Genomic DNA, 4,180 nt, shown 5'->3' on the forward strand with positions numbered 1-4,180 from the left:
CTGGTAGATTTCCTGCGTCAAATCGGCTTGGAACCAAAATCAAAGTAATACAGTGAAACTTCTATTAGTGGGGGATTTTCTTCATCACCCACTAATGATTTCTCACTTAATCTAATGATAGATTTTATCTACTATATTTTTATACAAAGTGAGATCAATAGTTTTAAAGATTACTTCTTTTGTTTGATTTTCAGAATGGCATCTTAGTTTACTAGCTTCACAGATTGTTTGTAAACAATTATATGGGGAAAAGAGGACACGCTATGAAGAGAAGAAAAAAAGGGAAGCTTCTTATAGGAACGTTGGCTGTAGGTATGCTATTGTCACAGGGTATTCCGTATAACGTATTGGCAGAAAGTCCGGTTGAATTGAATCCAGTTGATAATGTAGAGAAAGTCTTGACGAACCTGTCGGCAGATCAAAGAAAGGCTTTAGAGCAATTAGATGTAAATCCTAACTTTACAATTTCTCCTGATATTGATGCTAGTAGTCCTGAACTAGTCAAAGTTATCGTGGAATTCAATCAGGCCCCGGCGAAAATTGAAGTGATGAAACAAGCGGCGAAAGGAAAGAAAATAGCCGCTACTACTGCGCAAGCAAAAGTGGATGAAGAACATAAAGTGTTCAAACAACATGTCGAATCCTTGAAATCGAAAAAGGATGCCGGCACGTACGATACGCAAAAAGTAAAGATCACACACGAATATAAAAATGCGATCAATGGCGTAGCCATGACTTTACCGGGTGTTGCAGTGCAGGATTTACTACAATCTGGAGTCGTAAAACGTGTCTTTAAAGATTACGAGGTGAAAGTGGAACCTCCGGTAGAAACGCAAAAAGAAATTCAGCCAAAAATGGCAGACAGCATTCCACAAATTGGCGTGGACAAGCTTCATGCAGAAAATATTATGGGTAAAGGGATTAAAGTCGGCGTTCTTGATACAGGTGTTGACTACAATCATCCTGACTTAAAAGGTGCCTATAAAGGCGGATATGATTTTGTAGATAACGATGCAGATCCGATGGAAACAACATACGAGGATTGGATAAAAGCTGGTAAGCCAACAATTCCTGGCTATGTATATTACACAAACCACGGTACACATGTAGCGGGAACAATTGCGGCTCAAAAGAAAAATAATGCGGATTATGCTGTAAAAGGTGTAGCACCTGAAGTTGACTTATATGCTTACAGAGTATTAGGCCCTTGGGGAGCAGGATATACAGAAGGAATCCTTGCTGGAATCGATAAAGCGATTGCAGATGGTATGGACGTTATCAATATGTCGCTAGGTGCGCAGACGAATGATCCGTTATATGCCACTTCGGTTGCAACAAATAACGCCATGCTTTCAGGTGTGGTAACAGTTGTTGCCGCAGGTAACGCCGGACCGAACGAAAAAACGCTCGGTTCCCCGGGAACGGCAGCTCTTGGTATTTCAGTAGGGGCAAGCGATGCTGCCATGTCTATTCCTACATTCAGCGGGAGTGTATCCAATGAAAAATTTGAAGATATGCAGCTATTAGGTAAAGATTTTCCTGATAAGTTAGAAGATTTTGGGGGACAATCTTTCCCAATTGTATTTGCAGGACTTGGTAAAGAAGAAGATTTTGCGGGGAAAGACCTCAATGGAAAAATTGCGCTGATTCAGCGCGGGGAAATTACGTTTGATGAAAAAATCAAAAATGCCAAAAAAGCCAGAGCGAAGGCTGTTATCGTGTATAACAATGCTGACGGACAAATACCTGCCTATTTAGGCGAGGGGGTAGGTCTTATTCCATCTTTCCGTTTGTCAAAAGCGGATGGCGAACGGTTAAAAGGACTAGGTGAAGTATCTTTCAAATTTGAAACGCTGAGCAATACAAAAACGGAAGGCGATCACTTGGCTGACTTTAGTTCACGTGGACCGGTAGACGGAAACTACGATATTAAGCCAGATGTAGTTGCTCCTGGTGTGTCGGTTTTCTCGACTGCCCCGGAATACATCAATGATCCACAGGATGGCGTAAATTACAGCAATGCATATGTACGTTTGTCTGGTACGTCTATGGCGACTCCTCATGTGGCAGGTGCAGCAGCATTGATTTTGCAGGAGCATCCGGAATATACACCATTTGATGTAAAAGCGGCTCTTATGAATACATCCGATGATTTGAATGGCCAAAATTCCGTATACGAAGTGGGCGCAGGGCGCATCGATGCGTATCAAGCCGTTCATACGGACACATCCATTAAAGTATTAGACAAAACACAAAACGTCGAGAACGGAAACGTTGTCGAAATTGACGAACAAACAGGTTCCATCGTGTTTGGCAGACATTTTAAGCAAGGTGATAAACCAATTGAAGCGAGCAAAAAAGTAAATGTTCAAAACAACGGCAAGGAAGAAAAATCATTTAAAGTAGAAGTAGAGTATCACGGCGAACGTACAGGTATTCAAGATGCGGTGAAGAACGGTGTACAAGTTGACGTACCTGCATCTCTTATCGTAGCAAGTGGAAAATCACAGGAGCTACAGCCGAAAATCACGGTTCCTTCCAGTGCCGCGGCAGGGAGATACGAAGGGTATATTCATGTAACGAATGCGAACAATCCGACCGAAACGTATCAAATTCCATTCGCTGTCATGGTGACGGAAAAGGGATTTGCCCATATGGAAACAGAACGACCATCAGTAACAAATAATACACCTTACTGGCAATACATGAGGCCATTCATCTTTGGACTCATGAAGTTGAATAGCCCAATGAAAACAATCGATATCGTTGTCAAAGACAGCAAATCGGGGAAAGCTGTAGGATTGACCGGAACGATAGACGCCAGCAACATGATGACAGATAGAGATTATTCTGGAATATTTTTCAATAGCTATGTCTATCCATTTACAAATGACCCTTCCAAGCCAATAGGAGATGTTCCTGTAAAACTTCCAGAAGGAGACTATACAATTGAACTGCTTGGGCATGATGAGGAAGGGAAATCATATGTGGTAGGCAATCCGTTGATTGTAGATAATACAGCACCAGAAGTAAACATGGATAAAAAACCAGGTGTAATCGAGATTAATGATTCCATGTTTACAATAGAGGATGGACAAAAAGCGGTATGGCTGCATGGAACAGCTAAAGATTCCACAATAGATGTATTACAATCGAAAGGCTTAAACTATAATCAATCTTCCAATACAATGGCTTACTATTTAGAGTCTGGATTTATAGGTGGATTCTTCCCGATACAAGCAAACGGGGATGTGAAATTCGGTATTGAGGAAAGCGACATTGCAACAAAACCTTTAAGTTTGAAGTTGACTACGTTTGATATCGCAACGGCAGTTGGTAGACAAAACTATATCTTCATGAAAGAAGGTACAGAGTATACGACTTCTAGTTACGATAAGAAAGACGTAAAAGTCGGCGATCCTGTAACAATGACACTGAGCTTGAATAATGTAAAGCAGCTTGTATCTGGGGAATTCCAGGTAGAGTTCATCAAAGATTTGTTCAAGTTTGAAAATGTGAAGCTGAACAATGCGGCAAACGAGTATGCAAAGGAAAAGGGCTTGGAAGTATCACTGCAAGAGCCTGTAGTGACGGAAGGAGATTACTTTAGTACGGTGAAAGTTGGCGCATCTATGACAGGAAATGCATTCAGTGGTATGGATGGAGATCTGCCCTTCCTTGATGTTACGTTCAAAGCAGTACATGATGAATGGTATAGTGACCCTATCTTTATGGATGTAAAACAGGTATCTTATATGAAAGCGGGACAAACAGCCGCTACTGCTATTCCTTTTTACAACACGGAAAATTTAAACATCATTCCGAAGCATTCGAGTGTGACAGGCTATATTGGGCCAGAAGCATTTTTGACAGAAGGCGGTTATTTGAAACCAGGAGATTATGCAAAAATCGATGCACAAGTATATGCGCTGTCTCCAAGCGGTAAAAAGTATAAAGGAACCATTAATAAAAAAGGAGAATACCGTATCACTGGCATCCCGGCTTCTGATGAAGTATTCACAGTTGTCGCTGAGGTTCCGGGACACCTCAAAGTAACGAGAAAGTTTATTCCTGGATATTCTGTAAATGGTGAACAGCGTGGACAAAACTTTAGACTTGCTTCCTTGAATGGTCTTGCAGGGGACGTGAATGGTGATAGATTGATTGATATTCGCGATAT

1 protein-coding gene is annotated in these 4,180 nt (G+C 41.3%); it reads left to right on the forward strand.

Annotated features, from left to right (window positions below; translation table 11 throughout):
* Positions 1 to 263 precede the first annotated feature (263 nt).
* Positions 264 to 4,180: S8 family serine peptidase (locus tag COI75_RS16650; RefSeq protein ID WP_098448482.1), on the forward strand; the 3,917-nt coding region annotated here is incomplete at its 3' end.

The sequence above is a fragment of the Bacillus cereus genome (assembly GCF_002564555.1).
Classification (GTDB): domain Bacteria; phylum Bacillota; class Bacilli; order Bacillales; family Bacillaceae_G; genus Bacillus_A; species Bacillus_A cereus_K.